Raw genomic sequence first — 24,961 nt, 5'->3', positions numbered from 1 at the left:
TTTTTGAAGCGAACGGGGGTTTAAAGCAGCGCCTACAGCTGCCTTATGTAAAAACCCGGCCGGGTATAACTGTTGGTTGTCTTTTGGATGGATCTTGTCGGACAAGATACGGCGCAGGGCCGGCGCAGACTAAGCTTAGGATCGGCTGAGTTACCTGACAAACCTAGAGCCCTTTTCCGGGATCCTTTAAGTCCCGGTCCAATTCTGTTTTTAGCTCTAAACAAGATACGAATTCAAATCAATTTTCACAAAAGATTCCATACTTCAAGCATAATTACAATTGCAGATCATACCATATATTTCAGTTTAACATTAAACCTTATGGAAACTTCAGGTTTTAGGCATCTCTAATAAAAACGCGATTATGAATAAAGGAATTACTCTTTCTGCTGCCCTAACCATCATCTTTACCGTTCTATTAGGCAACCTGAACACTGTTTTTGCGCAACAGCCACCTGCCGAATTTTTCAACGGTTTAAAGGCCATGTCTGTCAACAGCACACAGGCAAAAAACGACATGATGATCAGCATTGCAAAAATGCCCGATTTTCATGGGGCTTATCATTTTTTAGGTGTTTTATATTCGGAAGCCCGGCAACAGGATTCAGCAATTTATTATCTGGAAAAGGCAGTCCGTTTAAATACAACTAACGTAAATAAAACCAGAGAAATGTCTTATGCCCGGTTAATAGAAGCCTATACCTATAAACAGGATTTTGAAAAGGCCTACCAGACCGGTCTGGAAGCGAACGAACTTTATCCCGACAACAAAGCCATCGCGGCCACCCTTAAAGATGCTTGTCTTTGGTCATTCTATATTAAATACGCCGATTTAAATAAAAATTATTTATCTCCAGTTATCATGGATGAATATGTGGTGAATTCCATCACCCAGGAATATCTGATCACCAGGAAGCTGATCCATCAAGGGGAAAGGCTACAGGTTGTTGGACAATCCCTGCAAAACATCAATAAATTAAATTATGATGTTTTAAAATATGTAACGGCAACTGACAAAACAGAAAGAGAACTGAAATTTAGATTAAACTGGAATATGAATACCGAGTTCGGGGGTAAAGTTTTTCCCTCTAAAACAGTGGCCGAAAACAAGGGAAACCCCATGTATGAGCGAATTGGCGCCTTATTGCTCAAGGATCCCAGAATGGACTTAAAAACAGCGTTGGAAAAGTTAAAACAATAACTTCATGAACTTTTGTCCTTCTGTATCTCACCGGCAAAGAAGAAATGGATTTTAGCCTTCATCAGAGGGCAGATAGTAAATACACAATGAGGCCATCAGGGAGCAGCGCATAGGTGACCTTCGTGTTTTCCTGTATAGTTTCTACAAACCAGGGCTTTGATAATTTCAGTTAGTTATGATTAGATTTGTGTAACCAATCAACCACATTCCTTTAATTTGGAATAGACCACGACTAAATGGGCAGAAGAATACTGAAGCATATTTTATTTGTCTGGATCATGTTTTTTTGCAGTGAACATTTGTTAGCGCAAAAATCATTGGTCTTTAAAAGGATAAATGTAGATAACGGGCTTGCCCAAAATACGGCAATGAGTATTCTGCAGGATAAAAAAGGCCAGATATGGATCGGCACATTTGATGGGTTAAGTAAATTCACGGGGACCGAATTCATTACCTATAAGAATGATCCGGCGAACCCGGGAAGTTTAAGCAGTAACCAGGTCAATAAGCTGGTGGAAGACCGAAATGGTGACCTTTGGGTAGGGACGCTGAACGGGGTCAACCGGTACAACAGGAAAACAGATCAGTTTGTCCGTTATAAACTTTCCGGCCCTCCAATGAAATATACAGTGTTTGATCTTGTGGAGGATAAAACCGGCATCATTTGGATCGGGACAAATATTGGTCTGTTTCAATATGTCCCTTCCACAACACGCCCCCTTGCAGGTTTATTTACTAAAACAAATATTTGTAATGACAAAATCCAGAGCCTTAGCATAGACAGCTATGGACATCTGTGGATAGGTGCTGCCCGGTCACTTCACATTTACGATCCGAAAAATGGCACTTTTCTACCAATTCCCCAGCCCCTGAGCAATAAGCTGTCCAATGCTGCCGTAAGAAGTGTGCTCAACGACAGTGCGGGCAATTTTTGGATTGCCACAGAAACCGAAGGTTTGTTTTTCTTTAACGCCAAAACACGGGCAGTGGTCAATTACCATAAAAACAATGGTTTACTGGGCAATACGGTCAGGTGCCTTGCTGAAATGGAAAACAAACTGTGGGTTGGAACCAAAGATGGCCTGAATACCATCAGTTTGCAGGATCATCTCCTAAATGCTTATAAACATGACCCCGATGATCCTGCATCTTTAAGTCAAAATTCCGTACGGTGTATCACAAGGGATAAAGAAGGAAGTATATGGCTTGGTATCTATAACGGAGGTGTGAATGTGGTGTATAGCCAATCTGATAATTTTTTTAACCTGGGCCGTAAACAAGGGAAAAATACAGGCTTATCATCGGAAATTGTGAACACTATCCGGCAGGACACTGATGGTTCCTTCTGGATCGGGACAGATATGGGCGGTTTAAACCATATGAATGAGAAACTTACAGAAAACCAGGTCTATTCTATACACAAAGGAGCAGACGATGAACTGTTAAGCAATAATGTAAAGGCGATATCGGACCATGCTGATAAAAGATACCTTTGGGTCGGTACAGGAAACGGACTGAAGATTTTTGACAAAAAACTTCATAAATTCAATGATATTAATCTGATCGATACACCTGCAGCCAAAGGGTTGATCCAAAATTATGTTTTATTAAGGGACAGCAGCGGGATTTGGGTAGGTACAAATTTTGCCGGCCTGTATTACCTTCAAAGCAATAAGGTTACCGGCCATTACTTACCTGTCAGACACTCCAAAAAGCACATCAGTTCCGCAAATATCACTGCTCTATTTCGAGATGGCAACGATTTATGGATCGGCACCAAATCCTCAGGAATTAACCGACTTGACATCAATAAACAGACTTTTGAGATCTATCAATTTAATGAAGGGAAAAAAGATGGCCTCACCAACAGCGCGATTTTAAGTATCTATAAAGATGCTAAAAAAAGGCTTTGGATTGGTACGGATGGCGGAGGATTAAACTATTTTGATCCTGCAACAAAGAAATTCTACGCAATAACAGAGGCAGTGGGCATACGGAACAATACCATTCACAAAATAGCAGAAGACCACCAAGGCAGGCTATGGATGAGTACAAATAAGGGGCTTGTCTGTGTCCGGTTTAAAAAGTTTGAAGTCCCCTTTCGCGCGCAGGACCTGGATATCGCGAACTATACGGTTCAGGATGGTGTACAGAGCAATCAGTTCATAACGGGGGCCGGGACCGCAACCAAAGACCAGCGATTGGCTTTTGGCGGCATCAACGGGATTACATTTTTTAATCCTGTAGGGATCAAAGTCAATAAGGTAATGCCCGTTGTGGTATTTACTGATTTTCTGGTCCTGAACAAGCCCGTTGTGTTCGGGGAAAAAAATGCTCCTTTAACCGTGCCCATAGATGAAACCCCGGCAATCACACTGGCTTATGACCAGGCTTTCTTCAGCATTAAATTTACGGCCCTAAATTACATCAATCCGGAAAAAAATCAATTTGCATTTAAGCTGGAAGGTTTTTCAGATCGTGAATGGCAATATGTCGGCAACCAGAAAATGGCTACCTATACCAACCTGGCCCCGGGTACCTACCTGTTTAAATTAAAAGCAGCCAATAACGATGGGTTATGGAATAAAACGCCCCGTACTTTAAAGATAACGGTACTACCCCCATGGTACAGGACCTGGTATGCCTATTTTGGCTATGCGATCCTAATTTTCACCTTGCTGTACCTGTTCAATTATTACTCTAAAAAGGCAGAACGTCTGAAAGCACAGCTGGAGTTCGAATCTGTGAGCCATTTAAAGGACCAGGAACTGGCACAAAAAAAACTCAGTTTTTTCATCAATATTTCACATGAAATAAAGACCCCCCTGACCCTCATTACCGGGCCTATAGACCGGCTGGTTAAGATCAATGAAGGAAACAATCAGGTCCGGCATCAATTGATGCTCATACAGCGAAACAGCGAAAGGCTGGTAAAACTGATCAACCAGCTCCTGGACATACGCAAATTTGACGATGGAAAAATGCACCTGGAAGTTGTTAATGAAGATCTGGTTGCTTTCCTGCAGGAAATAACCCTTGCATTTAGCGGACTGTCCCTGTCAAAAAAAATTGATCTTGTTTTTGAAAGCGGGACCGACGTGTTCCGGACATGGTTTGATCGTGATAAGCTGGAAAAGGTGATGTATAATTTATTGTCCAATGCCCTGAAGTTTACCCCTATGGATGGCAGGGTTGTCCTGAAGCTTAGAAAAGATGACCATCAGAACAAAGCAATTATAACCGTTGAGGATAATGGCTGCGGGATCCCTCCCGAAAATATGGACAAATTGTTTAGCCGGTTCTACCACGATGAACTGGACCGGTCCGATGTACAGGGAACAGGACTGGGACTTGCATTTTCTAAAGAACTGGTTGAACTGCACCATGGGCACATCGGGATCAAGAGCAGACCGGAAAGTGGTGCCAGCCGGGGATATACCTGTGTTGAAGTCAGCCTTCCTGCCGGTATAGAAAGTTTTAAGCCGGATGAGGTATTGGAACATTTTAAAAACAGCGACGACATAACGAGGTACTTACCTGCAGAACAGGCCATGGCCTCCCGGTTCTCCTCGCGAAAAATGGAAATCCTTAAAAATTCGATAAAAGAAAAGATGTCTATCCTCATTGTAGAGGACAATGCAGAGGTGTTGGATTTTATAAAATCAGGCTTTGATGACTTCGAGGTACTTACTGCACCCGATGGACTGGCCGGACTGGAACTTGCCCGTGAACATATACCCGATCTGGTCATCAGTGATGTCATGATGCCTAAAATGGATGGGATCATGCTTTGCAGGCACCTGAAACTGGATATAGCCACCAGCCATATACCAGTCATACTGCTTACCGCCCGTACACCCCTGATCTTTAAAATGGAAGGCCTGGAAACCGGTGCCGACGATTATGTAACCAAGCCATTTAATTTTAACCTCCTTGAAGCCAGGGTCTGGAACCTGATCGAAAGCCGCCAGAAATTAAGGGCCAGGTATCAAAAGGAAATTATGCTTGAACCCCAGAACATTGCCATAAGTGAAACAGACGGCCACTTCATCAGCAAGGTTTTGAGTTTCATTGAAGATCATATGGGCGACGAAACCTTAGGCGTTGAACAGCTGAGTGAAGCGGTAGCCATGCACCGTAATACTTTTACAAAAAAAATAAAAGCACTGACAGATCAGACAGCGGTGGAGTTCATCCGCAGCATTAAACTAAAGCGGGCCTCCCAGTTGTTGTCCCGGGGCCAACTGAATGTTAACCAGGTTGCCTATAGTGTTGGATTTTCGGATGTTAACCATTTCAGAAAATGCTTTAAGGAACAATTTGGCTATAGCCCCAAGGAGCATGTCCTGTACAGCAAGGAGGGCCCTCAAAGTCATTAAAAACAATCAAAAAGTGCATTAACCATGTATTTATTCACCAAAAAACATGTGTTTTTCTCTGCGCTCGCCCATAGTTTTGTGAACATCTGATCTTTTCAGATGGATCAACCAAACTTAAACCATGAGCAAATTTTATTTAAACAGTGTAAAGGGACTGTTGTTCCTTTTATTTATTTACGGGCAGGATGCCTTTTCCCAGCAGAACAATTCCAACCCGGCCAATACACCTCAAAAAGTGGTTACCGGTACGGTAGTCGATGAGAAAGGCGAGCCTGTTCCAGGGGTAACGGTCCGTCTTAAAGGAACTGATGCCATCGCCTCTACCGCTACAAATGGCAAATATAAAATCAACCTGAAGGGAAGCAGCCTGGTACTGACTTTTAGTTTTATTGGTTACGGGAATCAGGAAGTTAATATCGGTAACAGAACGGTTGTGAATGTGACCTTAAAACCAAGTTCCAGTGACCTGGAGGAAGTTATGGTCATTGGTTATGGAACGGTCAAGAAAAAAGACCTTACCGGATCAGTAGGTTCTGTTAATATAACGGACCTGCAAAAAGCCCCCGTAAGGTCTTTTGATGAGGCCCTGGCCGGAAGGATTGCCGGGGTGCAGGTTTCATCCAACGATGGCCAGCCTGGATCGGAAGGCATCAACATTGTCATCAGGGGGGCAAATTCCCTTACGCAGAACAATGGCCCTTTATATGTATTGGATGGCTTTCCCATGGAGGGCCTGGAGACCTCTGCGATCAATCCGGACGATATTGAATCTATAACTGTGCTGAAGGATGCTTCATCCACTGCAATTTATGGAGCAAGGGGCGCCAACGGGGTTATCGTTATCGAAACCAAAAAAGGTAAGGCGGGCCTCCCGGTTTTAAGTTATTCTGCTTCTGTAGGTTTCAACAAAATCACTAAAACCATCCCTACAATGGATGCCTACGATTTTGTCCGTTATGCGATAGAAAAAAGCCCTTTGAACGGGAAGCGGAATTATACCCCGGCAGACCTTGACCCTACAGATGCCTCCTACAATGCTGCAGGAAAGACACTTGAAGATTACAGAAATGTGAGATCGACCAATTGGCAGGACCTGTTGTTCAGGACAGGGATCACCCAGATCCACAATTTATCTTTAAGAGGGGGCACCAAGGATACGAAATATTCCATTTCCGGTTCTTTGTTTGATCAAAGTGCCATTATCATCAATTCAGGGGTCAAACGTTACCAGGGAAGGGTAGCCCTGGACCAAACCATCTCCAGGAAACTGAGTGCAGGAATAAACATGAATTATTCCAGTAATGTCTCCACCGGAAAGACCGTTTCGAACGGAACAGGTTCAAGTTCTTCGACCAGCTATTTGTTGTATTCGGTGTTTGGTTCCAGGCCGGTAACGGGTTCAGGAATTGACCTGGAGGACGAACTGGTAGATCCGGAAGCTGATCTGAGCAATGATTACCGGATCAATCCGGTAACATCTGCAAAAAACGAATTCAGGAATATAAGGAGCAACAGTATCATTACCAATGCCTATGCATCCTATAGTTTTACAAAGAATTTAAAGTTAAAAGTACAAGGAGGGCTGAACAACCGTTTGGTCAGGGGACAGCAATTTTACAACAGCCAGACCTCCAGGGGGACCCCATTGTTGCCAACCAATATCAGGGGGGTCCAGGGCAGTGTGAATTTTTCTGAAACCAATGTCTGGGACAATGAAAATACACTGAACTATACCAATATATTTGGCAAAATACATGCTTTAGATGTAGTGGTCGGCTCTTCTTTACAAAATACAAGCACCAGTGTGTTTGGACTGGAAAGCCAGCTGATCCCGAATGAACTGCTGGGCATTAGCGGGATTGATGAGGGGATTCCGCTGCCCAATACCTCCCAGTTGTCTGATTCGCGCCTGATGTCCTTATTCGGAAGGGTAAATTATAATTATAAGTCCAGGTATTATTTTTCGGCAACCTATCGCGCAGATGGTTCCTCGCGTTTTGCCAGGGGTAACCGATGGGGTTATTTTCCCTCCGCGGCTGTCTCCTGGAAAATGAACGAGGAAAAATTCATGAAAAACCTGGCCTTCGTCTCTGAATCGAAAATAAGGCTGAGCTATGGAAGTTCGGGAAACAACCGTGTGGATGACTATGCCTATCTGGCCGCATTGAATTTTCCGATAGAAAACTCCTATTCTTTTAACAATGGTACCCCTGCATTAGGTGCCGTACCGGCTTCCCTGAGCAACAATAATTTAAAATGGGAAACCACCAACTCATTTGATATCGGTTATGACCTGGCCCTGTTTAAGGACCGTATAGAATTTACAGTTGACTGGTATAAAAAGATCACCAATGATTTATTGCTAAATGCAAATATTCCATTCACTTCCGGTTACCAGACAGCTTTCAGGAACGTTGGCAAAGTACAAAACACCGGACTTGAATTTTCACTCAGTACAGTAAACATCAACTCTGAAAATTTCAAATGGAGGTCAAATTTCAATATCAGTTTTAACCAGAACAAAGTCCTGGCGCTGAACACGAATGAGGAAGTTTTATTGTCGAATGTCAGGTGGGATACTTTTTTTAACAATTCTTTTCTTTATGTAGCCAAAATCGGTGAACCTGCAGCTCAGTTTTTTGGTTATATTTTCGATGGCGTTTATCAGCTGGGGGACTTCGATCAGCCCTCCCCAGGCACTTATGTCCTAAAAAATAATATTCCCGGAAATGGTACGCCGAGGGCCAACATCAAGCCCGGAGATATAAAATACAAAGACCTCAACGGGGATTTGGAGATAAACAGTTACGACCAGACCGTAATCGGGCGGACCTTACCTAAACATATCGGTGGTTTTTCCAATGACTTTACCTACAAAGGCTTTAACCTCAATGTACTTCTCCAGTGGTCTTACGGAAATGACATCTATAACGCAAACAGGATTTTCTTTGAAGGTGGCGGCCGGGGGACCAACATCAACCAGTTTGCCTCCTACAACGATCGCTGGACACCAAGCAATCCAAGCAATTTGTTACCTGGTGTCAATGGTGCGGGGCCTAATGGAGTGTATTCGTCAAGGGTACTGGAAGATGGGTCCTTTTTAAGGCTAAAAACCATCTCCCTAAGCTATACGCTTCCAAAAAAGATCAGCAAAAGCTTAAAACTGAATGCAGTCAACTTTTCCGTCTCGGCACAAAACATCCATACCTGGACCAAATATTCCGGTATGGACCCGGAAGTTTCCGTGAGGAATTCAGCGCTAACCCCGGGATTTGATTTTTCCGCGTATCCCCGTGCAAGAACGGTGGTATTCGGACTAAATGTAAAATTTTAATTGTTCTAGAAAACAAATTATGAAACAGATGAAAAAGATTTTCAATTTAATAATAGCAGTTGTCCTGATACTGCCCAGTTCCTGTGGCAAATTTCTAGACACCACGCCAAAAGATTTTGTTTCCACTGCAGATTATTATCAAACGGAAGCACAGCTGAATACAGCACTGAACGGGGTTTATGATCCGCTGGGATCTGCTTTCCTGTATGGGGACAGGATGCTTGGGCGCCTGGGTCTGGACGCAGATGAGATGTACTTTTTTCGCACTACGGAGCTTACAGGAGTATCGGTCTATGATGTTTCGGTTGCTGATCCCTATGTTCTGGGCTATTGGCAGCAGTGTTATCAGGGGATCAACAGGGCAAACCTGTTACTGGAAAACATCCACAAGGCTTCAGATATCTCTGACGCAAACCGCAATTCCATTAAAGGCGAAGCCCTTTTTTTAAGGGCATATTATCATTTTATGCTGGTGAGCAATTTTAGTGATGTACCTCTGGTGTTACAATCTTTGCCCAATGCAGATGAAACTGATCAGGCCAGGACCCCTGCCAAACAAGTCTACGATAAAATCATAATGGATATGACTGAAGCCGAAGGGCTGGTAAAACCCATTACAACTATTGGTTTTGGGGGCAGGATCAGTAAATCAGCAATCCGCGGCATACTTGCCCGGGTATGCTTATATGCGGCAGGAAACCCTGTAAATGACACAAAACGGTATGCCCAGGCAAGGGAATGGGCCCTGAAGGTCATCAATGACCCATTGGCCGGACATGCCCTTAATCCGGATTACAGCAGGGTATTTATCAATTATGCTGAGGATAAATACGACATCAGGGAAAGCATATGGGAAGTGGAATTCTGGGGTAACCGCCTGGATGCTTACCGTGAAGGTGGCAGGGTGGGAAATAATAACGGGATCCAGAACAATACCGATGCCGGTTATACCTATGGCTATATCGCAACAACGGGTAAATTGTTTGCCCTTTATCAGAACAATGCCAATGGAACTTCTGCTGACCTGAGGAGGGACTGGGCAATAGCCCCCTACCGGTGGAACGGTACCAGTAAGGTCAATCATACCGCAAGCCAGATATACCAAAGAAATTCGGGTAAATGGCGCAGGGAGTATGAAACATTAAAACCTCAGGGAAAAAATGATACCCCGCAAAACTTTCCCATACTCAGATTTTCTGATGTACTGTTGATGTTTGCCGAAGCGGACCTCCAGGTCGGCCCCAGCCCGGAAGGCAGGAATGCATTTAATCTGGTCAGGAGAAGGGCTTATGGTAAATTATTGCCAGGAGCTGTTAACCCGGGCGAATTTGACCTGGCATCGGTCACCCTGCAGGATATCCAGAACGAACGCTCCAGGGAGCTGTGTTTTGAATGCTTAAGAAAACGCGACCTGGTCAGATGGAATACCTTTCTAACGGCGATGAAACAAACTTTAGACCTGTTTGATGCCGAGGCCCCTGCAAGTCAAAAATACGGAAGGCTTGCATTTAACAATGTCACCGGCAGAGATGTAATATGGCCTATCCCTTCAAGGGAAATTGGTTTAAACAGGAAGTTGACCCAAAATTCAGGTTGGTAATTTATAAATTAAAAAAGATGAAAAATTTTTATTTTCTTGTTATTTGTCTGCTTTTTGCTGCCTGCGCTAAAGACCCGGCACCAGAAGCACCATTGCTGGAAGTTACGCTGGGACAGGCCGAATATTCGCCGGGACAAGACGTAAAGTTTAATTTAAAAACCGCCAGCGGGCTGATCACGTTCTATTCCGGGGAAGTTGGAAATGATTACACTTTTAAAACCGGCAGGATTGTTGAAAAGGGCGATCTGTCCTTAAAGTTTGCCAGTAATGTAAATAACGGCACTCAGCAAAACCAGTTCTCGGTGCTTGTCTCTACTGACTTTAAGGGGATACCTACCATTGAGCAGGTAAAGGCTGCAACCTGGACAGATGTGACCAGCAGGGTTACCCTGGCAACCAATGCAACCTTTGTGAATACTTCGGCCAACTTAACCGATCTGGTTGTGGACGGAAAGCCCATTTATATTGCTTTTCGTTATACCACAGCACCGCAGGCCGCCAATGGTAAGCAAAGGACCTGGACAGTGAACAACTTAACCTTAAAAAGCAATACTTCAATTGGCCTGGTGGACCTGGGTGACAACAGTAATTCCGGGTTTCAGCTCATTAATGAAGGCGCAGTTGATCCAGGCAGGTCTTCCGTTTCAACCTCTGCTATCATTCTGAGGGGGAATGATGTCAATACAGAAGCAAGGACGGTGACCTGGGCGATAAGCAAGGGTTTTGATGCCGGAAAAGCAGACAAAGGGCCGGATAAAGGCCTGCCAGTCAAGAGCTATCTGGATGCAGAAATCAGCTCTTATACTTACAGGTACAGCAAACCAGGCACTTACAAAGCTACATTCGTTGCTGCTAATTTTACCATATATGGGAACAAGGAAGTGGTCAAAACAATTGATGTAACAGTAAAATAGTAATATGATTAACCTAAACAGAATTCTAATTCCCGGAACTGCATTTATCCTAATAAGTTTGTTGTTCACCGCCAGGCTAAAAGCCCAGTATGTTGGTTTAAATAAGGATGAGCTCACAAAACTGGCTTTACTTGTAAAGACTGATCCTGAAGCAAAAAAAATTTATACCCCCCTGGAGGTATTGGCCGAAGCTGCGCTTCGGCAAACTCCAAATCCGGTGGATACGATTACATCTGAAGGGCATCTGGCCAATGACCCAAAGAAAATAGTTACGATAAAAGCCCTGGCTGATGTACGTAAAATATATGCGCTGGCTTATGTTTACCGGATCAGCCAGCAAGCCCTTTACCTGAAAAAATGTATTGCTTACCTGCTGGCCTGGGCACAGGTTAATAAAAGTACAGGCAACCCGATTAATGATACCAAACTGGATCCTTTACTGGAAGGCTATGACCTGATCAAGGAAGATATGTCCCGGCAGGACAGGGACAGGATAAACACCTGGCTGGTTCAGATCGCGGATGCCCAGATTTCAAATCCAAGATTTCTTTCTGCCAAAAAATCGGTCAACAACAACTGGAATTCCCACCGGATAAAAATTGTAGCCAATATTGCTTACATCCTGGATCACAAGGCTTACCAGAAATTTATTGATTCAGCAATAAAAAGCCAGGTCCTGAAAAATCTGTACCCCAATGGTTCGGGTTTTGACTTTGAGGAAAGAGATGCATTGCATTACCACATTTATACTCTTGAACCTTTATTAAGGGCAGCAATGACCATTCAGCGAACAGGTAAAGGGGATTACTTTCATTACAAATCACCTTCAGGCTCTTCTATACAAAATTCTGTTAATTTCTTATTGCCTTATGTTACCGGCGAGAAAATACATCGCGAATTTGTGAACAGCAAAGTTTCATTTGATAAAAAAAGGGCCGACAACAAGGAAGCAACCTATAAAATCGGAGCTGCCTTTAAACCTGCGTCTGCTCTTGACGTGTATATATATGCCTCGTATTTCGATCCGGCTTACTCATTTATCATAAAGAAGCTTTTGGATTCAAAAGACTATTATGCGGAATGGGAGCTATTGTTAAATGCGGTCAAAACTTAAAAAAATCTCCTGCAATTGCGGTTTAGTCCAAAAGCAAAATGGGTACTGAATGATAAATATCCAAATCCGTGCTAAACTTTCCCGTGCCAATTTTTTATCCCTTACCTTTGCAGGAAAAACAATTGACTCCCCACCCCTAGTATGGCCGGAATAGAATTAAGCTCTAACTATCAATACGTTACACTAGCAGAGTAACAAATAAGTAACAGTAGGCATCCTATTTAAGCCTACATGAGGGTCTTTTAGTAGTAAACAGCACCACGTTTAATAAATCTAGTTTTTGATTTGGGACTTGAATGGAATATGTTATCTTTCAATAAAAAAACATGGAAAAAGATAACAAAATTCTTTTAGGGTAAAATACTTGGCGAGATTTATAGACTCTATAAAAAATACATCTGAGATGGGAATCTCTGCATCATCTGGACAAATATACGACCTATTAAATGGTTTTGAAGACGCTATTGATCACGAACTGGAAATGATTGGATTTGTCACACAAAATGAAATTAATGGGGTTGGAAAAATATTAGATGAGGTTTTTTTAGACGAATCAAAAATGGCGAATTTTAAGGGGTTCTATGACTTAGAGCATAAATTCTCTAAAATAGGAGTAGATAGAGGGCAGGCCAATAAAATCTTGAGATATTATTACGCAGACGGTAGGTTTGAAGAACTTATTGATGAAATGAATACGTCGGATTCACCATCGGAGTCAAGAACATTTAACCTTAAAGACTACGATAAATAACATTGGCGTCTTCCTCATACTTTTCTGTCCGTTTATACGACGATAAATGCTATAACTAAAAGGCCAGGTTATAGCATTTATCATCTTCGCACATTAATTGTTACGCACTCTTATTTTCAAAAACATAGGAGAAAACCTGGCTTTTCTAGTGGCGACGCATTTTGGTAACATAACGAGACGCCATGGTCGTGCTACAATAAAAGAAAATTACCGCCGATAAGAAAATCTCAACACCGAAAGCAGTCCTGTGGTAATTTTAACCTACAAAGACACTTTGAGGTTAGCGAATGCTATTACATCCAGGCCAAATATAATTAATTTCCCATAGGTGCGTTTTGTACCTGCTCCAATTCTAAACCTCCTGTACTTCCACCGTTTTGAGGTCACCAGCCCCCTATAGCGTCCGGTAATCGACCCCAAACACCTAATCAGGGGATCCAAAGCCATTTTTCGTAGTTTAGCGAGACCTGTTCCCTCGATGGATACGTATTCTTCCGTATAGGAGCCAAAATAAACAACCACAGACAGCTTTCACCACCTGTTTTGATACAATCCCTGATCCAGTATTTTGGTATTTAATATTAAAAACTTATATTGATGTATATGGTGCGTATCCGGTCGGATACCCTCTGAAAATGACAGATTATATTTCGGACATAAATCGGCACCATTGGGAATTGGGTAGGTTTAAACAGACAAACCTCGGTTCCACTACTGCCACCCATTACTCGCCCTGTCTTTTCTCCGTAAACACCGAAAGCAAAAAACCATCTATGGCCTCTGTGGGGTTGGCCTTTTTTGCAGGCCGCAAAGGTGTGCGGGGCATTTCCAATAAATTTGTTAATTTTAAAGACTGCAAAGATTTATATTAATAGGAGTGTGCCTTCGCTTTTCAGCGTGAGACGTTTTTAAAATTTTGACAAAATAACTTTCTGAAATTCGCTGACCTTTTTCATAAGAGAAAAACAAATCCAGATAAAGATCATACAATCTTAATTTCGTTATTAAAGAATTCAGACGGATATCGCTATAGCATGACAATAGACTTCATAAATAATGCCTTTTGTGTGGTTCGATCTAAATACAATTCTGATGAGCGAATACGAAGCAAGTACATTGATTATGACACCTTCAATAAATATGAGAAAGCGCTTTTTGAACGTTATGACAAATTTGGATTTATTGGCGATGACAAAGAGCGGCTGGAAGCCTTATTAATCACCGTTTTTAACACAACCATAGAAATCATAACTTTGCTTCTATTGTGACACTCAAGCAATTAATTCAATATTGTTATAATTCCAGACAAGGATTTTTCTTTTACATGATTGGTGGTAATGTGATCATAAACGTCAGGAAAGGTATTCACCAGAATCTGCCTGAGCATTCTATCATCACAAATCAAATAGATTAAAAACTGTTAAGTCATTTATAATAATTAACTTAACTAGATTTAATAAATCATTTTGCTATGGATACAATGACAACAGTTTCGGAAATACCGAATAAACTAAAAAAAGAGGGATATTCAGTTGACTTCAATTTAAAGGAAAGTTGCCTGGAATGCCGGGGCAATTATTTACAGCTATTGCCGGGAGAATTTGAAATAGACAGAACTTTTCGTTTTGAAGGGCTTTCTGATCCGGCAGATGAAGCAATCATATATGCTATTTAATCCCCAAGCATGGGATAAAAGGAACTTTAATCAATGGGTATGGAATTTACAGTGACAACTTGTCAGACGAAATGATAAACGCCCTTAACAGGTCAAAAAATGAAGCTAAACACACATCAAATAAAAAAACAGATCTAAATATGGAAAATAAGTTTAATGAAGCCACACCACAGCGCCCCGAAGGCGATCGCCCATTGGATGCGACTATGGTTATTATGGATCTACCCTCTTTTATGGAACAGATTAAACAGGAATCATCCTGGAAAGATGGTGATCGGAATTCGATAACAATCTTTAAGACCGACGGTATGCGTATTGTAATGATAGCGCTACATGAAGGTGCTGAATTGAAAACCCATTCTGCAGCTGGTATTATTAGCGTACAAGTTTTGGAAGGACAAATGAGATTTACAACTGAGCAGCAGACTACTGAATTGAACAAAGGACAAATGCTAGCGCTTCACGAAGGAATTGCGCATAGCGTGCTTGCGAACATGGAGACCGTTTTTCTGCTGACGCTCGCTATAAAAAAACAGAAAGCAAATTAATATAAAAGTATGGCTATTTATTCCTGACCAGGACTAAATAACTCATTGGGTTTACTGTACACAAGCTTTCCATTTTTTATTCTTGCGGGTGCAGTGTAAGGGTGTTCAGTAGCCTTTCCTTCGGCCATAATATGAAGTACTTTCCAGCCTTCGTGTTTGAGATAATCGGACACAAGAGAACGATGGCAACTCCACCACACTGCTTCCGCGCACATAAAAGCAACGCGTTTATTGCTTGCTAATTTCTCAAGCTCGTTTATGGAATGTTTAAAAATTGGCGTTTCCATGTAATCTGCATACCCACGGAATGCTGGTAATCGCCAGGCTGTGTTTACCGAATTAATCTTGGCCTTTCTTCTTCCACCAAGATCTTTTAAGTGAATATATCCAATCCCCCGCTCTGGCAATGATACACTCAAAGCAGCTTTGTTAAAATGAGGATATCGTTTCGACCCCGGGAAATTTCTGATATCGACAACCAATTCTATTTCAAAGGATTTCAATATTGTTAAAAACTCTTCCAACGTATGTGTAGAATGTCCAATGGTCCAAATTGTATTTAATTTTGTTATAGTCATCTAGATTTAAACTTCAGTATAACTTTTCGATGAAAAACTAAACATCTTCTTTTACTAAACCATTGCCTATACAATCACCCTCGTTGGGCCCCCTCTCATAGCTTTGAGCTTGCTTAAAAACATAATTGCCATTGTTTCTGCCTTCTTCTTTGTGTTCTCGGCCATCTCACCAACAAAAAGGGCATCAATTGTCTCCTGAAAAAGCAAAATCCAACGTTCAAAATGCTGCTCTTGTATGGGTAATGGTGCATGTCTTGCAAAAGGATTTCCGGTAAAGCCGGGAACACCGAATAATACTGCATTCCAAAAGGAATACATTTTTTCCAGATGAGGACTCCAATCTTCAATTACGTTGTTAAAGATGGGCCCGATCAGGTCATCTTGTTGAACTTTTTCGTAAAATTTATTTACAAATGAGATGATGTCATCCAAGCCCTTAATATCGCTTCTTGTTTCCATATCAGTTTGTGTTTTATTTAGTATAAAGCTGAACTGCTGAAGAAGTAAAATGATAGTATGCTGCCCAGGCAACAAACAAGATCAGCAATATAAAGATCCAGAAAGGAATGCTTTGCGGGGTCTCACTTCCAACAATCATAAAATTTTTCTGATCACCTTTTCCATAGGCATTGACCATAATCGGGATCACTCCATCCACAACAGCATTTTCTTTAATCCCTTCAATGGCGATGGCAGGGCCATTTCTAACCTCAAAAGGAACTAGACGAACTCCTTCTTTTCCAGTAGGGTCCTTACTTACAATCTTTAGGATATGTTTACCATCGATCAGCTTGGTCGTATCCAGTTCAAAATTAACGGGGGCGACCAATTCCGCTATAGGTTGAATATCTTCATCAATGAAGATATAGATTTTGCTTCGCTCTTCCATTTTAGTCTGCATTTAGAATGATTTGCTTAATATGGCTAGTAGCCTTCTCGCCCGGTTTGATTAGCCATTTAATAGAATAAAATAGGGTAAGCAAGACTATTATAACTGCTATGGTAATGATTATATAATCCCAATTTCCATCTGGTCCCGTTCCATGTGTAATGCCCTGTAACAGTTTTGGTTGTTGTTTATCGCAGGCAGGACAGGCGTACGTTGATACCATAAAGAAGCAAAGCAGTATGGTTAATAATAGGCGTTTAATGTGCGTGTTTTCCATCATTTCTCTATTTAGCAGTTACTTTAACTTTGTCCATTAATTTTTGTACCTGATCGGCTGTCACTTTTTTTGCATTATTGCCCCAGCTGGTACGTTCATGGTTCATAATCGCCGCAATCTCTTCCGCTTTTAACCTGTTATTAGTACCAACAGCAGGCATTGCGCCAAATCCCTCTTTTTCCCTGCCACTGTAACCATTCATAATGATGTCAACGAGTAACTCCGGATTTTCATCAAGAACCACTTTACTTCCTTTAAGAGGCGGAAATGCTCCTTTTAAACCTTCACCATTTTGCTGGTGGCAACTTTGGCAATTGTTGGTATATAGCATTGCGCCGTTCAGTTCTTTTGGCGCAGCTGATTTACCGTCAGTGGTCAGTTCACCTGTTTTTTTATAAAGAAATACAGGTTGAGGTGCATCACCAGGTAATTTCGTTTGTTTCAGGGCTTGTATATAGGCCACTAGCTGCAAAGCTTCTGCTTTCGCCACTACCGTGCCTTTTTCACCATTCATGTATTCTTCAGGCACACTGACGCTTACATCTCCTTTTTCTTTTTTTTCCTTTATTTCAAACATCCAGGGATAGGCCGGCATAATGGATTCTTTAACTACAATCCGCGGATTGAATAAATGGGAAAGGTGCCATTCTTTACTCGGCTGACGGGAGCCTATATTGGTCAGATCAGGACCTGTCCGTTCTGTTCCCATTAAAGTGGCTGTATTCCGCCAGAAATCTGTCCGATGGTTATCGGCATAATCTGCGGCAATACTTGGCCGTTCGCCCCAAACTTTATCCATGTCGACGTTGCGTACCTGTTGAGTATGACAGGCCACACAACCATTAGAGATAAACACTGCTTTTCCTTTAATGGCTTCTTCACTTAAAGGTTGCGCAAAAGGAAGCGGAGCATTGTTCGTCTGGTTATTCAGTGCAGGAATAATACAAACAAATATTGTCAGTCCAACAAAGAGTAAAAATGCCGTGGTAAATAACTTGGTATGGTTGTTGAAAAATTCCATGTGTAATCTGATTGAAATTATAAACTGGATTCCGTAGAAGTATAAGATTGGTTAAGCTTTTCAATGGCGGCTTCACGTATATCCACCGTTGTGCTTCCTGTGAACATTTTATACAGGTTATAAACAAAAAACAGGTGAGAAAGCCACATCAGGCTGCCGCCAATTGCCCGCCATAACCAATAAGGAGCCATAAATACCACACTATCGATAAAAGGTTTTCCCTGCATCCACATCATCCCCTTGAGTGTACTTCCGTACATCAGCGGAATCGTATAAAACAACAATCCAATGAGCGCGAGCCAGAAATGGGCGCCAATGGTGATCTGCGGTGCTTCTTTTCCCGTCAGTCTCGGGACAACGGCATAAATACCCGCCCAAAGAAAAAAGCAGATGATGCCATACATGGTAATATGGGAATGGGCAACTGTAAAATCGGTAAAATGCCAAATCAGGTTAGTAGACCGGAAGGCCTCTGCGGTGCCCTGAAGTGAGCCGGTAAAATAAAATATGATCCCAATTAAAAAGAATGGAAGTGTATAGCTGGAGGGTAATTTATACCATCCTCCCTTAAAGGTCAAAATAAAATTTGTCGTACCAGCAGCAACTGGAATCACCATACCGACACTTCCTACAATTGCTGTAGTCTGTAACCACCAGGGAATGGAACTAAACACAAAATGATGCGTGCCGATCACTGTATAAAAAAGAATCTGTGTCCAGAATGCCAGGATTCCAAGACTATAGGAATAAATCGGCTTGTTCAGCTGTTGGGGAAGGAAATAATAAACGATACCTAGTGTAAACAGCATAAACCACATACCCACACCCTGGTGCATGTAGTAGCCTTGTATAATGGTTTCGCCAAGACCATCCTGCCAGACCGGAACATAAGCGACAATAGCGATCACAATGGCGAAGATGACTGCTGCTACAATGTACCAGTTAGAAATATAAATCTCTTTGGTTGTCCTACTGGCAATGGTCTGGATAAAATTGATCAGGGTTAGCAGCAGTCCAATGCCAAACAGGAGCATGACAGGCCAAATGTATTCCCGATATTCACCGCCACTGTTGTTGATGCCTGCCATCAGGCATATGGTTCCAAGTACGACGGTGATATTGATCAGGTAAAGGGTATACCAACCTAATTTTATACTCTTTAGCGGAACGTTACTGACACGTGGAACGACATAATAGCCAAGTCCAAGCATGCCCAAAGAAGCCCATCCCCAGAATACAGCATTGGTATGTACCGGACGTAACCGCCCAAAGCTCAACCAGCTGAACTGGTCTGCATCCGGCGCAACAAATTTTATCCCAAGATACTCTCCAACCGTAGTTCCGAAGATGAGCCAGAAAGCAGCTGTCCCAATAAACCAAAGGATCAGTTTTGACAATGCAGGATCAATTGGCGGTCTTTTTATTGCTCTTTTTTTAGCAGCTACCAAAGGCAAAACGGAATTCGTGTTTACCTGCTGCAATAAACCTTTGCTATCTTCAGGCAGCCGATCACCGGAAAGCTCCTGATGACTCAAAGTAAAATCCAAAGCTTTCTTACGTTTGAGTAAGAGCTCTTCAATTTCGCCAGTTTCGGATTCCCTTAAATATGCTGCCAGCCTTTCAGCTTCTTCCAGGATTTGTTTGTTCTGATAAACTTTAAAAAGACTGCCGATTTTCATGATCATAATGAAAACCCCGGCAAGGATAGGGATGGCAATCAGCACCAAAGTAATAATCACGCCCCCCTCCGCCCAGAACGAGCGCTGTGCTCCCTGTCCCTGTGCATGGACTATATTCGAAAAGAAAGAAAGTCCTAAGGTGACAGCCAACCATATTAACACCGAGATACCCTGACGACCATGATTTTCAGACTTGTTCTTTTTAAACTTTAGATAAGCCTCAATTTGCCGCGCATCCATACTGTTTAAGTAATCCTTAAGCTGTGCTGTCTTCTGATCACTTTTATCAGAAAATCTTTTAATCTGTTTCACTTTCCGGTACACGTATAATGCAGCAAAAAACAGGATCAAGACCATTACCGTAAGCAACCACACCACTCCGTTTGCAGTGGATACATGAGTCACAACAGGCTTTACTTCCTGGGCAGAAATGGAAAAGGAAGTTCCTGCGCTCAACAGCAGGACGACAATTAGAGATTTCAATGTATTCATATATTTGTTATAAGTATATTAATACCGTTATATCCTTTATATGGATAAAAACTTTTTATTTTTTCAATGTGGTAATCCCGGGATTTAAATCTCCGTTAAATTCTTCTATGGTCATGCATTGTAACATTAATGAATGCCGTCTCTTATTACTTTGAATTCGTTATGCAAGGGACAGGGATTATTTTTAGAGCAATAATCAAGCCCAAGACCACTGTCTGTAAAAAGGCCATTTCCATCTACTGCCTCTATGACTTCTGATAATAATCTTTTTAACGCAATACCATCCATATAAAATCCACCTTGTGGCCCTTAACAGATTTAACAATATCCTTTCTGCTAAGCTCCTGCAAAATTTTAGCAAGAAAATGTTCCGGTGAATTAATTTCTGCTGCAGTCTCTTTAATCCCTGTCTGATGAACAATTCTCCCTCGTGCTTGTCCGATAATAACAATTTTGCTTTTCGAACTTGCTGAAACAATAGGATTAGCCTCTAATTCAGGATAAATTTCACATACTTTACAATCTCTTATTTCTTCTAAAAGTTTATACATGATTAGTTCCTTTATAATATTCTAACAATCATCCCATTGCATTGCTCATCGATCAATAGTTGACAGGCTAAGCGAATGTTAGGGTTACTTATTCCATGCTTAATAAGGGTATTGCTTTCATTTCTATCGAAATCAGTTAACATACTACTTTGAATAACCTCTACCATGCAAGTACCGCATTTTCCCATTCCCAGACATACCCCAAATTCTTCGGGACTTATCCGATCAAAGATCAGCATCATTAAACTACGGTATTCATTGAAAAAGGTTTGTATTTCATAACTTTCTTCATCCCATATTACAGTTAGTCTAATATTGTTTAAGTCAAAACTATTTCCAAAACTCATCCTTGTAATCATCAATGAATTCATGATGCTGTCTTTCCAAAAAATAACCAATACTACTTAAAGTAGATTCAGATAACACCTTTTCCAAATGCGGGAAGACGACTCTTTCTTCAAAGCGGATATGATCATTAAGAAAAGAGATCAATTTTTCGTATACTAAATAATCTCCCTGATCAGCTGCATTCGCCGCATCTAAAAGGGTGACTATCTGCTGATGATCCTTTTTCGCCTGTATACAAGGCTCCTCCGCATCTAACCTGTTAAACAATAAAACTTCTTCATCGAGAAAATGATCCCTAAGGTTTTGGCTCCAGAAAAAATTCAGATAATCCCTTATCCTTATGGTATCTACATTTCTAGCTATCCCCTGTTTAATCTTCCAGGAAAACAGTAGACCAAAGTGATGATCTCTGGAGAGCAGCCTCATATCTTCACTGCGTTTTATCGGCTGATTTTTCATAAATATTTCCTCCTCTAATTGACATTACAACGCCAATCCAAAATATAGCATCAAACTCCTTACTTTACAATCCCTAGTTATTGACTTCAACATCGGAAATTCCTTTAACTGCTTTCATAATTTTTGCGATGCTTGACGCTCTTTTTTTTGCATTTTCAGCAATTACACCAGCAAACAATTCATCAACTGTTTCATTGAATAACTGAATCCATCGGTCAAAATGCTTCTTTGAGACCTCAAGTGACAAATGTTTAGGTAATGGATCACCATTGTATTTTCGGGTATACAAGAGCAAGGTTGACCAAAAATCCACCATAAGCTTCAAGTGGACATCCCAGTTATTCTTAATAACAGGCGCAAAGACAACGTCTAAAATCCTGTCATTTCTTACTATGATATAGAACCGATTTACCAATAAATTCACATCAGTTTCGTTCTGAATATCTCTTTTTTGTACCTCCATAATATCTGTTTATACAATTACACGGTTTTCACCACCACTCATATTCTGTAGGTACGACTTAATCATAATGGGTTATTTTTATCATTTTGTCCGAAGGGGGAAATAAATCAATGCTAGTGATTCATATTTTTTAACAAAAAAACTAATTCAGTTGAAGTAAGGCCGGGCCGAACTCCTCAAATAATATCGACTCTTTGTCTATTCCTTTGGCAAGGAGATCCTTGTATTGTTTTTGAATAAAGGCCGAAGGCCCGCATACATAGTATCTTGTTCCAGGAAACTGTGGCAGGGATGCGATCTTATTGATGTCCAAAAACCCTTCCATGATACCTTCCTGTTTATCAGCTGCCGTTGGAAGATCATAAAAAACATGCTGACTTACATGCTGGTTTTCCTTTGTAATTTCATCTAACTCTGCTTTAAAAGCATGTACATTTCGGTTTCTGCAGCCATGTAACCAGGTAATGGGGTGATTATAGTCTTTCTCTACCAGATTCTGCAACATACTCATCATTGGAGTCAGACCTACTCCTCCGCTAATCAATACTATCGGAGCGTTTAAATCCTCCGCCAGCGTAAAATTACCAGCAGGAGCAGTGAGGTCAACTTTATCCCCTTCGTTAATAAAATCGTGCAGATAGTTACTGATTTTGCCATCGGTATCTAGTGCAACACCTTTCTCTTTTTTCACTGAAATACGGTAATAATCGTGAGTAGGCGTACTCGAAACACTGTATTGACGGGATTGATATAAACTCAATTCTGGTAAAAACACCTTGATGCTAATGTATTGACCGGGTATATGAGGCATCACTTTTCCAACATCGGCCGGATGCAGGTAAAATGAAACAATCTCTTCTGATTCGACAACCTTCTTACCCACAAAAAATGGTCTCCAGCCAGTCCAGCCATTTAGTTTTTCCGCTTTTTCCTGATATAGTTTCATTTCGTGGCCAGACATTAAGGCTGCAAGCTGTTGATAAGCTACTACCCAGGCATCTATAATGTCATCCGTTGCTGCTGCACCAAGAACCTCTTGTATAGAAGCAATTAAATGGCGACCTACAATCGCATAATGTTCCGGTCTAATGTCTAAACTCACATGTTTATGACCAATTCTATCTACCACAGGCATTAACACACCTGGAGTGGCAATGTTCTCTGCATAAGCTAATACAGCAAGCGCCAAAGCCGTCTGCTGTTTCCCGCTCTCCTGGTTCCCCATATTGAACATATTTTTAAGTTCTGGATTGTGGGTAAACATCCTGCTATAGAAATGTTTCGTTAATAATACTCCGTTTTCCCTTAGTATCGGTACTGTCGCGCTGATTAATTGTTTTTGTTCAAGATTCATAATAAATATATTAATACCTTTTTATCTTTTAATAGGGTAAATTGTTTGAATTACTTTTATTTCCTCAATTTGGTAATACCAAGGTTCAGACTCTCACTAAAATCGGCAATAGTTGTCTGCTCCAACAGATTCTTCAGCTGGTTACGAATGGCTTTAAATTCATGGTGCAATGGGCACGGATTTGTTTCAGAACAATAGGCAAGACCTAAACCACAGCCTGTAAAAATGCTCTTTCCGTCTACTGCTTCTACTACATCTGATAAAGGACGTTTAAGACCAATCTCATCAATGTAAAATCCACCATTAGGGCCTTTTACAGATTGCACTATTCCTCTTCTACTCAAATCCTGCAAAATTTTGGCTAGAAAGTGCTCAGGAGAATCAATACCATTAGCAATTTCCTTTATTCCTACCCTACTACCAGAAGTAGTACGGTGCGCGATAAAGAAAACCGAGCGGATTGCATATTCACATGTTTTTGAAAAGACTCCCATAAGCACGACAAATTTACGTAGTATATTTAAAAAATAAAAGAGTTATTCATCTTTTATTAACCGTGAAAAAAGTAAAATTGTGAAGCAAAACAGTTCTATTAGCTCTAAAATTATCAGATTAACTTTATTTCTCATTCCGAAGCCATCATATATCACCTGAGCATGAGCACAGATGGGATTATTCTAAATTGGCGAGAAGGAGTAAACTTAGCAAGGTTTATATACACTAGGCTATCAAACTTGTTTCCATCCCCACCACTTAAAAGTTCGGTGCAATATCTTGATTTATAATCCCGGAAAACACCAAATCTAAAATAGCGACGAAGGACCAATTTACCCTAGTTTATCAACTATTTCTTCATTCGATACTCATCTTCAACGCAGTTGCTAATTGCTGTTTTTAATAAATCCCTGCAAAAGCCAGCGCAGCGATAACTTTACCGCTCTAGAGAAGACCTAAGCGAATACTTCAATATCACTATAATTACAGAACAGGGTTTTTCTTTAGCAGGATGATCGGTGATAATGTGATCATAAACATCAGAAAACGTATTGACTAGGATCAGTGACATGACCATATCATGAATTGTCCCATACCACTCCCGGCCCTCACTTTCACTGCAAGGCCAACCATAAATTTCATCGTTGCTTGTCATGTGGTTCTCATCTGTCGCCTGGCCTTAAGACACCTTTTATCTGCTAACTTGCTTTAGAAAGCAAACTCGATTGAAAAGGTAATTATTATGTTAAAAACATCAATATTATTGCACATTAATACACCGCTTTTAGATATCATATAAATACACTGATGAAAAATTGGATCATCAGTGTATCTATATG

The 24,961-nt window shown here is 41.2% G+C and carries 21 protein-coding genes; 10 read left to right on the top strand and 11 right to left on the bottom strand.

Annotated features, from left to right (window positions below):
• The first annotated feature begins 364 nt into the window (after positions 1-364).
• The 10 genes from B0O44_RS19890 to B0O44_RS25110 all read left to right on the top strand — a co-directional run bounded on the left by B0O44_RS19890 (position 365) and on the right by B0O44_RS25110 (position 15,516).
• Positions 365-1,201: a tetratricopeptide repeat protein gene (locus tag B0O44_RS19890; protein ID WP_110833860.1), complete on the top strand. Its 837-nt coding sequence runs from the start codon at positions 365-367 to the stop codon at positions 1,199-1,201.
• A gap of 236 nt (positions 1,202-1,437) precedes the next feature.
• On the top strand, positions 1,438-5,580 hold the full coding sequence (locus B0O44_RS19885; protein WP_110833859.1) for a hybrid sensor histidine kinase/response regulator transcription factor: 4,143 nt from the start codon (positions 1,438-1,440) through the stop codon (positions 5,578-5,580).
• A gap of 121 nt (positions 5,581-5,701) precedes the next feature.
• Complete coding sequence (locus B0O44_RS19880) at positions 5,702-8,914, top strand: SusC/RagA family TonB-linked outer membrane protein (protein ID WP_110833858.1); 3,213 nt, start codon at positions 5,702-5,704, stop codon at positions 8,912-8,914.
• Positions 8,915-8,942: 28 nt separating this feature from the next.
• Complete coding sequence (locus tag B0O44_RS19875) at positions 8,943-10,514, top strand: RagB/SusD family nutrient uptake outer membrane protein (protein ID WP_245943746.1); 1,572 nt, start codon at positions 8,943-8,945, stop codon at positions 10,512-10,514.
• A 17-nt stretch (positions 10,515-10,531) separates the two neighbouring features.
• Positions 10,532-11,428 carry a DUF5017 domain-containing protein gene (locus B0O44_RS19870; protein ID WP_170123378.1) on the top strand — a complete coding sequence of 299 codons (897 nt, stop codon included), beginning with the start codon at positions 10,532-10,534 and terminating at the stop codon, positions 11,426-11,428.
• A 4-nt stretch (positions 11,429-11,432) separates the two neighbouring features.
• Positions 11,433-12,542, top strand: coding sequence for an alginate lyase family protein (locus B0O44_RS19865; protein ID WP_110833855.1), 1,110 nt, complete (start codon positions 11,433-11,435; stop codon positions 12,540-12,542).
• A gap of 403 nt (positions 12,543-12,945) precedes the next feature.
• Positions 12,946-13,293, top strand: coding sequence for a hypothetical protein (locus tag B0O44_RS19860; protein WP_110833854.1), 348 nt, complete (start codon positions 12,946-12,948; stop codon positions 13,291-13,293).
• 1,034 nt (positions 13,294-14,327) lie between these two features.
• Complete coding sequence (locus tag B0O44_RS19850) at positions 14,328-14,561, top strand: hypothetical protein (protein WP_110833852.1); 234 nt, start codon at positions 14,328-14,330, stop codon at positions 14,559-14,561.
• 203 nt (positions 14,562-14,764) lie between these two features.
• The gene (locus B0O44_RS25115) at positions 14,765-14,968 is read left to right on the top strand and encodes a hypothetical protein (RefSeq protein ID WP_211321424.1); all 204 of its coding nucleotides are present in this window, start codon (positions 14,765-14,767) and stop codon (positions 14,966-14,968) included.
• A gap of 140 nt (positions 14,969-15,108) precedes the next feature.
• Entirely contained in the window at positions 15,109-15,516 is a 408-nt protein-coding gene (locus tag B0O44_RS25110) for a cupin domain-containing protein (protein WP_110834079.1), read from the top strand.
• A 17-nt stretch (positions 15,517-15,533) separates the two neighbouring features.
• On the opposite strand, the gene B0O44_RS19835 is transcribed toward B0O44_RS25110, so the two are convergent.
• The 11 genes from B0O44_RS19835 to B0O44_RS19780 form a co-directional block, all read right to left on the bottom strand.
• Positions 15,534-16,094 carry a DUF488 domain-containing protein gene (locus B0O44_RS19835; RefSeq protein WP_110833851.1) on the bottom strand — a complete coding sequence of 187 codons (561 nt, stop codon included), beginning with the start codon at positions 16,092-16,094 and terminating at the stop codon, positions 15,534-15,536.
• Positions 16,095-16,160: 66 nt separating this feature from the next.
• Positions 16,161-16,553, bottom strand: coding sequence for a group III truncated hemoglobin (locus B0O44_RS19830; protein ID WP_110833850.1), 393 nt, complete (start codon positions 16,551-16,553; stop codon positions 16,161-16,163).
• A 13-nt stretch (positions 16,554-16,566) separates the two neighbouring features.
• Positions 16,567-16,983, bottom strand: coding sequence for a cytochrome C (locus B0O44_RS19825; protein ID WP_110833849.1), 417 nt, complete (start codon positions 16,981-16,983; stop codon positions 16,567-16,569).
• A 284-nt stretch (positions 16,984-17,267) separates the two neighbouring features.
• Entirely contained in the window at positions 17,268-18,281 is a 1,014-nt protein-coding gene (locus B0O44_RS19815; protein WP_110833848.1) for a cytochrome c, read from the bottom strand.
• A 17-nt stretch (positions 18,282-18,298) separates the two neighbouring features.
• Complete coding sequence (locus tag B0O44_RS19810) at positions 18,299-20,452, bottom strand: cbb3-type cytochrome c oxidase subunit I (protein WP_245943744.1); 2,154 nt, start codon at positions 20,450-20,452, stop codon at positions 18,299-18,301.
• 269 nt (positions 20,453-20,721) lie between these two features.
• Complete coding sequence (locus B0O44_RS25250; RefSeq protein ID WP_245943742.1) at positions 20,722-21,003, bottom strand: hypothetical protein; 282 nt, start codon at positions 21,001-21,003, stop codon at positions 20,722-20,724.
• Positions 21,004-21,014: 11 nt separating this feature from the next.
• On the bottom strand, positions 21,015-21,350 hold the full coding sequence (locus B0O44_RS19800) for a 2Fe-2S iron-sulfur cluster-binding protein (protein ID WP_110834076.1): 336 nt from the start codon (positions 21,348-21,350) through the stop codon (positions 21,015-21,017).
• Positions 21,334-21,810, bottom strand: a complete 477-nt coding sequence (locus tag B0O44_RS19795) for a hemerythrin domain-containing protein (RefSeq protein WP_110833847.1) — start codon at positions 21,808-21,810, stop codon at positions 21,334-21,336. The genes B0O44_RS19800 and B0O44_RS19795 overlap by 17 nt, the downstream gene beginning before the upstream one ends.
• 73 nt (positions 21,811-21,883) lie before the next feature.
• Entirely contained in the window at positions 21,884-22,273 is a 390-nt protein-coding gene (locus B0O44_RS19790) for a group III truncated hemoglobin (RefSeq protein WP_110833846.1), read from the bottom strand.
• Positions 22,274-22,415: 142 nt separating this feature from the next.
• Positions 22,416-23,627 (bottom strand): NO-inducible flavohemoprotein, encoded by a 1,212-nt coding sequence (hmpA, locus tag B0O44_RS19785; RefSeq protein ID WP_110833845.1) that lies wholly within the window; start codon positions 23,625-23,627, stop codon positions 22,416-22,418.
• A 56-nt stretch (positions 23,628-23,683) separates the two neighbouring features.
• Positions 23,684-24,121 carry an RrF2 family transcriptional regulator gene (locus tag B0O44_RS19780; protein ID WP_110833844.1) on the bottom strand — a complete coding sequence of 146 codons (438 nt, stop codon included), beginning with the start codon at positions 24,119-24,121 and terminating at the stop codon, positions 23,684-23,686.
• Positions 24,122-24,961 lie beyond the last annotated feature (840 nt).

Source organism: Pedobacter nutrimenti (genome assembly GCF_003208655.1).
In the GTDB taxonomy this organism is placed as follows: domain Bacteria; phylum Bacteroidota; class Bacteroidia; order Sphingobacteriales; family Sphingobacteriaceae; genus Pedobacter; species Pedobacter nutrimenti.
The sequence above is the reverse complement of the archived record's forward strand: the minus strand, read 5'-3'. Positions and strand labels throughout refer to the sequence as shown.

Coding starts and splice junctions, on each gene's coding strand:
- B0O44_RS19780 (WP_110833844.1), bottom strand. CDS start 24,121: ATGGGAGTCTTTTCAAAAACATGTGAATATGCAATCCGCTCGGTTTTC.
- B0O44_RS19795 (WP_110833847.1), bottom strand. CDS start 21,810: ATGAAAAATCAGCCGATAAAACGCAGTGAAGATATGAGGCTGCTCTCC.
- B0O44_RS19860 (WP_110833854.1), top strand. CDS start 12,946: ATGGGAATCTCTGCATCATCTGGACAAATATACGACCTATTAAATGGT.
- B0O44_RS25115 (WP_211321424.1), top strand. CDS start 14,765: ATGGATACAATGACAACAGTTTCGGAAATACCGAATAAACTAAAAAAA.
- B0O44_RS25110 (WP_110834079.1), top strand. CDS start 15,109: ATGGAAAATAAGTTTAATGAAGCCACACCACAGCGCCCCGAAGGCGAT.
- B0O44_RS19830 (WP_110833850.1), bottom strand. CDS start 16,553: ATGGAAACAAGAAGCGATATTAAGGGCTTGGATGACATCATCTCATTT.
- B0O44_RS19875 (WP_245943746.1), top strand. CDS start 8,943: ATGAAAAAGATTTTCAATTTAATAATAGCAGTTGTCCTGATACTGCCC.
- B0O44_RS19865 (WP_110833855.1), top strand. CDS start 11,433: ATGATTAACCTAAACAGAATTCTAATTCCCGGAACTGCATTTATCCTA.
- B0O44_RS19870 (WP_170123378.1), top strand. CDS start 10,532: ATGAAAAATTTTTATTTTCTTGTTATTTGTCTGCTTTTTGCTGCCTGC.
- B0O44_RS19825 (WP_110833849.1), bottom strand. CDS start 16,983: ATGGAAGAGCGAAGCAAAATCTATATCTTCATTGATGAAGATATTCAA.
- B0O44_RS25250 (WP_245943742.1), bottom strand. CDS start 21,003: ATGTATAAACTTTTAGAAGAAATAAGAGATTGTAAAGTATGTGAAATT.
- B0O44_RS19815 (WP_110833848.1), bottom strand. CDS start 18,281: ATGGAATTTTTCAACAACCATACCAAGTTATTTACCACGGCATTTTTA.
- B0O44_RS19835 (WP_110833851.1), bottom strand. CDS start 16,094: ATGACTATAACAAAATTAAATACAATTTGGACCATTGGACATTCTACA.
- B0O44_RS19880 (WP_110833858.1), top strand. CDS start 5,702: ATGAGCAAATTTTATTTAAACAGTGTAAAGGGACTGTTGTTCCTTTTA.
- B0O44_RS19810 (WP_245943744.1), bottom strand. CDS start 20,452: ATGAATACATTGAAATCTCTAATTGTCGTCCTGCTGTTGAGCGCAGGA.
- B0O44_RS19790 (WP_110833846.1), bottom strand. CDS start 22,273: ATGGAGGTACAAAAAAGAGATATTCAGAACGAAACTGATGTGAATTTA.
- hmpA (WP_110833845.1), bottom strand. CDS start 23,627: ATGAATCTTGAACAAAAACAATTAATCAGCGCGACAGTACCGATACTA.
- B0O44_RS19885 (WP_110833859.1), top strand. CDS start 1,438: ATGGGCAGAAGAATACTGAAGCATATTTTATTTGTCTGGATCATGTTT.
- B0O44_RS19890 (WP_110833860.1), top strand. CDS start 365: ATGAATAAAGGAATTACTCTTTCTGCTGCCCTAACCATCATCTTTACC.
- B0O44_RS19800 (WP_110834076.1), bottom strand. CDS start 21,350: ATGAGTTTTGGAAATAGTTTTGACTTAAACAATATTAGACTAACTGTA.
- B0O44_RS19850 (WP_110833852.1), top strand. CDS start 14,328: ATGACAATAGACTTCATAAATAATGCCTTTTGTGTGGTTCGATCTAAA.